The following is a 5,808-nucleotide window of genomic DNA, read 5'->3' as shown; positions in this document are numbered from 1 at the left end:
CCAGACCCTGGCCATCCGCACGATGGCCAAGGCCACCTACACCACCGACCCGCGGGGGCACTTCGGTCTGGCCTTCGAGCACTACTCGCACTTTACCTCAAAACAGGGCTTACACATTTGGGTCATAGGGGTTACTGCTTAGCTTTGATGATATATTCGAAATTCTGACGCGTCTTAACATCGTTGATTGTCAGGAAGATATCCTGTTCAGTTTCCGTTTTAACAAATGGGATAACTCGCTTACTTACGTATAGGTCGCGGTTCCAGAAACGGCCCTGGCCGGCAGCTAGTTCGGGCAGGTTAAGTAGCTCCTGGCCCTCTTTGTTCTTGGCTACCAGACCCAGGTATGCAGGGTCGGCGTTCTTAGCTCCGCGGCGGTACATCGTCACGGTGAGTTGCCCCCCAGCCGGGAGCTGGGCCAGGCGGCGCTGGTAGGTGGTATCGGCCCAGCTATTGATGCGCTTGAGCTCGTTGGTTTGGAGCAGTAGATCGGCGTAGGGCAGGTAACCCACGCGGGTCACGCAGGCATCCACCTCAGCGTCCTCGTCAGTGTTTTTCGTCACGTTAAGCACGTAGGTGCTTTCTTCATCCTTTCTGGGGAAGGCGTACTTCTTGCGGGCCTTGCCGGGCATGTACTGGGCTGAGGCCGCCAGCGTACCGCATAGCAGCAGGAGCAGGAAAATTAGTTTCTTCATAAAGAAAAGGGGAATTGGATAAGGGTACAGAGCTCCGAACACGCAAATATACAAAATCGGCTTTCAGCTAGATCGGCTATTTTCGATCAGCAGGCAATTGGGCTCGCCCAACCGGTACCCGAGGCAGGCCGGGCGGGACGAGCGGGTGGGTTCTGGGTCAGATGCTGCGGGCCGCCTACCAGCCATACTTGGTCTGAGCCTCCGTTTTTGGGCTCGTCAGCCGCCACTGTAAGCGGGCTGATTGATCAAATCTATCACATGCTAAGAAGTAGGCCGTTGTTAGAGTGGCCGGCGAAGACTATAAGTGGGGTACCGGTTCCATAGACTCCGTTCGATAAATTGCTGGTCTTCTCAACGTGGTATACGCGCTTCACTCGGGTAGCGGTAGGTAGGAAGTCCGGCCCGGTTGCCTATTTTTGGGCAATGGCCTTGTTCGTGCGCGCTGGTTGGGGGAAGATACTGCTGCTGCTAGGGCTGCTACTGTTGGCCTTTGGGCTGCCGCCGGCCCGGGCCCAACGGTCCGGCGGCCAAACCTATACCGACGCCCGCGGGGGCTACCAGCTCACGTATCCCGAGGGCTGGCAGGTGCAGGCCGGCGAAAACCACCACACTACTTTCTACCTGGGGCCCGACTGGGAGACCAGCCCGGCCAAAGTCACCATCAGCCTGCACCCGCTGCCCGATGCCCGCAAGGACTTGGACCTGCTCGCCGCCGGCCAGCTCGATTCGGTGTGGCGCTACGCAACCGGCCTGCCCCGCGCGCGGATCTATCGGCTGGAGGAGCACGACGCCGGCCGCTCTCAGGAGCTGCGCTACGACTATGCCTACGACCCAGGCCCCGCCGCCGACCCGGCTGGCCGGGTGCGCGTGGTGGGTCGCCGGCTCTGGCGCGAGGGCTACGAGTACCGCCTCGAATACCGCGCCCCCGCCGCCGAGGCCGCCCGCTACCTGGGCCAGGTCCGGCAACTACTGGCCTCCGGGCGGCTCGTCGAACCGGGGCCGCCCAGCCGCCGCGCGCCGTTGCCCCCGCCTCAGGGCTGCGACGATAAGTTCTACGGCATTGCGGCCCTGCGTATTCAGAACGACAACTGGGAGGACGACTGCCGCACAATTCACGAGTTTTCAAGCCTCGACCCCGCCCAGCCCCCCGTTATTCATCGGCGGGTGCTGCCGTTCCAGTCCTATGCCCTGGCCAAGGGCTTCGACAACTGCCTGTACTCGGTGACCAAGGCGCCCACCAACGCACCCGAGTACGTGTACCGCTACAACCCCGCCACCCGCCGGGGCGAGTACACCAACTGGCAGCTACCGGCCCAGGGCTCGGGCGGGGTCTGGATTTCCGGGGCCACCGATGAGCAGGGCGACCTGTATTTCAGCACCACCGATGGCAACCTGCTCGTGCGCGTGAGCCCGGGCCGCAGCACCGTAACCACTGTCTGGAGCACCGACCCATTGCGGCGCGCCTCCTACTTTAAGGCGTTGGGCTTCGCCGGAGCGGGCACCCACGCCAACTTCTGCTTCGATGCCAAGCGGATGCTCTACGAAGTATACAGCACCGACGGCTCCCTGCTGCGCATCAACATCGATACCGGTCTGCCCGCCCCCGACATCCTGCCCCTCGACGGCCTGCCCGAGCGGGGCGGCTACAGTGGTATTCTGCTCCAGAACGATGAGTTCGGCAACCGCCGCCTGTTCCTGGCCGGACCCAAGGCTATTTATCAGGTTGATCTGGAAGGGCGGGAGGTAGCGCGGATCCACCGGGGCGTGTACACCGACCTGGCCGGCTGCAACCTGTTTCGCAAGGTGGCAACCGAAGAAGGGCCGGCGGCTTCCGTACGGGCTCTGTGGCGGGGTCGGGTGCTCGATGCCGTTACGTTGCGGCCGTTGCCGGCCGCCCAGCTGCGCCTGCGCTCCACCCTAGCCCGCGCCGACACGGCCCTGCGGCTCTCGGCCGGGGGTGAGTTCTGGTTTCCGGCCCAGGCTGCCCAGCGCTACGCCGCCCAGTTGCGCCTGCCCGGCTACCTGCCCACCGATACCACCTTCACGGCCGCCGCCGGGCCCTACGCCCAGGATGTGCTGCTACGGCCCCTGGGCGTGGGCGCCACCCTGGAGCTGGAAAACGTGCAGTTCTCCCAGGGCCAGAGTGAGTTGCTAACCAGCTCCTTCCCCGCCCTCGACACGCTGGCAGCCCTGCTCACCACCTCGCCCGGGCTCACCATCGAGCTGCGCGGCCACACCGACAACGTGGGCGACCCCCAGAAGAACGTGGAGCTGAGCCAGCGCCGGGTGGCGGCCGTAAAAACCTACCTCGTCCGGCACGGCGTGGCCGCCGGCCGCATCAGCGGCATCGGGTTGGGCGGGGCCGAACCCAAAACCAGTAATGCTCAGGAAGTCACCCGCCGCCTCAACCGCCGCGTCGAGTTCCGGGTGACGGGCCAGTAGGGGGGTGTGGGGGAGTAAGTGCGCTGGGGCGTCTGCGGCGTGCTGGCATTGGAGAGTGAATCCCTAGCCCACGATTGTAGGCTGCCATGCTAAAATGAGGCTCCGGATTCCGGACGGTTCCGGAGCAACTCCAGGTACTGCTCAGGCATTCCTGATAACTCGGGCGCGGTGTCCAGTAAAAATTGAGCTGTCGCCTGCAATTCAGGATACAGCAGCTCAAATTCCTGCTCAACGCCTTGCAAATGCCCGAAAGGACGGAGCGGGCTCATATCCATCAGGGAGCACAGGGCGGCGTAATTCACCCTTGGATTGGAATGCTGGAGGTGTTTCCGAAGCGTATTCACTACCAAGGCCGAGGCTCGACGGATATGCCCGTTGCGACCCAGCGCCCAGATGCCCATTTCCAGTTGATAATCGTCAAGGCTCTGTGTTATGAAATCCAGCAATGTGTACACTGAATCGGGCCCAGTGAGGCTCAACGCCCACATTGCCCTGTCGGTGATGGGCCCATCTCCGGATGTGAGGAAAGCCAACAGTTGTGGCGTCAGTAGCGCCGCATCCTGCCGTATGCGGTCGGGGTACTTTTTGACCAGCGCATCCATGCTTAGAAATACGACCCGATCATCGGAATGCGTCAGGTTATTCAGTAGCAGGGGATATAGTTCCGGCACGGCCATTTCTTGGGTAAAGCCCCGTAAAACGGCCAGCTTTTGTTCGATTGAGCCAATAGCCAGATGTTGTATTGTCTCCTCAATGGTCATGCAGGCTGCTCTTTGTTGTAAGTTAGTCGTCTGATTACCGACCCCGACCGGGTATATGTTGCGCAAAATACCCTACGACTTCCGCCCGCCTTTTGGCGCCTTCTTCAGCCACTTCAGTGCCGCCGCTACTTTGGCGTCCTGGAGCAGGTCGAGGAAGTTGTCGCCGCCCGTGATGAGCACGTCGGGCGTGAGGCTGGTTTTGTAGGCGGTGCCGGTGCGGTCGGCGTCCTGGGAACCCGCGATGGTGAGGTAGGCCCCGCCGCCGATGGGGTAGCTTTCGTTGGCGGTGGTGGCCCCGTAGGTGGGCTCGCCGAAGAAGCGCGTAACGGGCCGGCCCTTGAGGCTGATAGCCACGATTTCGCCCGAGCTGGCCGTGCGCCCGCTCAGCAGCACGGCAATGGGCAGGTCGGAGCGCCGGGCGGGGCAGCGCTTTTCCAGGGTCGTCACCTGCATCGAGTCGACGTAGAAATTGCCCTGGCGCAGGTACCACTGCTGTTCGGGCTGCCCATTCAGGTCCACGAAGCCGCCCAAGTGGCCGTCGCCGAGCAGCGGGGCTATGCCGGCCAGCATGGGCGCCATGGCCCCGCCGTCGTTCAGGCGGAGGTCCAGAATCCAGGCTTTAATCCGGGGCAGTGGCAGGCGGCAGAGCGAATCCTGCACCACTTGGGCGGCGGCGCGCATTTCTTCCAGGCTCCCACCGGCATTGATGCCTGGCAACTGCACGTAGCCCACCCGGCCCGGCAGCAGTTTCACCCGTACGCCGGGCTTTTGCTTGAGCGCAGCCTTCACCACCTCGTTGGCGTACGGGGCGCGGGCGGGGTTGCGCCATTTGTAGGTTTTGCCTTGGTAGCTGAGCCAGCCGTGGTCATCTTGCAGCTGCTCGAAGAGGAAGGGGTAGAGGGGCAGCAAATCGCGCACGGTAGTAGCGCCCTGGGCCCTTTGGTACACCGTTTGGCGCAGTCGGGGCCAGTTCACGGTACTGCGTTCCAGCGAGTAGGTTTCGAGCAGCGTCAGACTCTTGTTAAGAAAGCCAGCTACGGAATCGGGCAGGGCTGTCGGGGCGGTTTGGCCCTGGGCCACGCCGGCCGTTGCCATAAATAATGCGAGTAACCCTAAGTTCTTCATGCCGGCAAGATGCGATTTTGCGGTCAACAGTTGTCTGGCTACTGAGCTACTGATTTTCCGGGCCGGGCAACCCGCGTAGCAAAGCGCCGCGGGGCCGGGTGTGCCGCCGGGTTTGCCATTCATCCAAAAAAATAGTCTCTTCCGCCTATCAGCAGAAGAGACTATTACTCCTAAATCAATCGGGGCTATTTGCTGGTGCCGATAGTGCTGTTGCGCGAACGGCGCGGCGTGCGTGGTCCATCTTTCTTGCGCTTGCGCCAGAGCTGGTACCAGCGCTGCCGGTAGCGCACGGTACGCTTCACGCGGGCGCGCTTGCTCCGCCCCTTATAGGTGCGGTAGTTGGGCCGGTGTACGTACACCTTGCCGCGCATCTTGGCGCGGGCGGCCGGGCCGGGAGGAGCCGCCAGGGCCGGACTGACGTCGGCCAGCCCCATAAGCAGCAGGCAGAGAAAGAGGAAAAAACGGGTCATAGGCCAAAAAGAAATGAAACCGCGAACGGCCGGGCGAAGGTAAGGAGTCGGTTGGCAAGTATTCGGCCAGAAGCATAATCTGTACGAAAAAAAAGTGGCCGTGGCTTTGTGAGATCTGCTCCCGCAGGGCATCAATCCAGAGAAAATATCTTTCTCCAGCGCTTACGACGCAATTACTACGACGCAATTACTACGCTTATTGTTAGGCTTTCTTCTTCTAGAGCCTGTTATGCACTGGTAGCGTAATTTGGGGTATGGCACAGCAAAGAGCATACCCCAGCGACGTAACGGATGGCGAATGGATGTTTGTAGCGC

Annotated in this window: 5 protein-coding genes and 1 pseudogene; 2 read left to right on the top strand and 4 right to left on the bottom strand. The window is 61.8% G+C overall.

What is annotated here, in order from left to right; all coding sequences use genetic code 11:
* Positions 1-100 (top strand): annotated as a pseudogene (locus CDA63_RS21940) (RNB domain-containing ribonuclease); the annotation flags it as partial.
* Positions 101-131: 31 nt separating this feature from the next.
* Here the strand turns inward: CDA63_RS21940 and CDA63_RS19755 are convergent.
* The gene (locus tag CDA63_RS19755; protein WP_088466177.1) at positions 132-695 is read right to left on the bottom strand and encodes a hypothetical protein; all 564 of its coding nucleotides are present in this window, start codon (positions 693-695) and stop codon (positions 132-134) included.
* Positions 696-1,118: 423 nt separating this feature from the next.
* Between CDA63_RS19755 and CDA63_RS19750 the strand changes: the two genes are divergently transcribed.
* Complete coding sequence (locus CDA63_RS19750) at positions 1,119-3,137, top strand: OmpA family protein (RefSeq protein WP_088466176.1); 2,019 nt, start codon at positions 1,119-1,121, stop codon at positions 3,135-3,137.
* A gap of 89 nt (positions 3,138-3,226) precedes the next feature.
* Here the strand turns inward: CDA63_RS19750 and CDA63_RS19745 are convergent, their stop codons facing one another.
* The 3 genes from CDA63_RS19745 to CDA63_RS19735 form a co-directional block, all read right to left on the bottom strand.
* Positions 3,227-3,898: a HEAT repeat domain-containing protein gene (locus CDA63_RS19745; protein ID WP_088466175.1), complete on the bottom strand. Its 672-nt coding sequence runs from the start codon at positions 3,896-3,898 to the stop codon at positions 3,227-3,229.
* Between the two features lie 72 nt (positions 3,899-3,970).
* A complete protein-coding gene (locus CDA63_RS19740) occupies positions 3,971-4,993 on the bottom strand; it encodes a S41 family peptidase (protein WP_165768418.1) in 1,023 nt (340 codons plus the stop codon).
* Between the two features lie 215 nt (positions 4,994-5,208).
* Positions 5,209-5,493 (bottom strand): hypothetical protein, encoded by a 285-nt coding sequence (locus tag CDA63_RS19735; protein WP_088466173.1) that lies wholly within the window; start codon positions 5,491-5,493, stop codon positions 5,209-5,211.
* Between the last annotated feature and the right edge of the window lie 315 nt (positions 5,494-5,808).

It is taken from the genome of Hymenobacter amundsenii, from assembly GCF_002204745.1.
Taxonomy (GTDB): Bacteria; Bacteroidota; Bacteroidia; order Cytophagales; family Hymenobacteraceae; genus Hymenobacter; species Hymenobacter amundsenii.
The sequence above is the reverse complement of the archived record's forward strand: the minus strand, read 5'-3'. Positions and strand labels throughout refer to the sequence as shown.

Coding starts and splice junctions, on each gene's coding strand:
- CDA63_RS19755 (WP_088466177.1), bottom strand. CDS start 695: ATGAAGAAACTAATTTTCCTGCTCCTGCTGCTATGCGGTACGCTGGCG.
- CDA63_RS19750 (WP_088466176.1), top strand. CDS start 1,119: ATGGCCTTGTTCGTGCGCGCTGGTTGGGGGAAGATACTGCTGCTGCTA.
- CDA63_RS19745 (WP_088466175.1), bottom strand. CDS start 3,898: ATGACCATTGAGGAGACAATACAACATCTGGCTATTGGCTCAATCGAA.
- CDA63_RS19740 (WP_165768418.1), bottom strand. CDS start 4,993: ATGGCAACGGCCGGCGTGGCCCAGGGCCAAACCGCCCCGACAGCCCTG.
- CDA63_RS19735 (WP_088466173.1), bottom strand. CDS start 5,493: ATGACCCGTTTTTTCCTCTTTCTCTGCCTGCTGCTTATGGGGCTGGCC.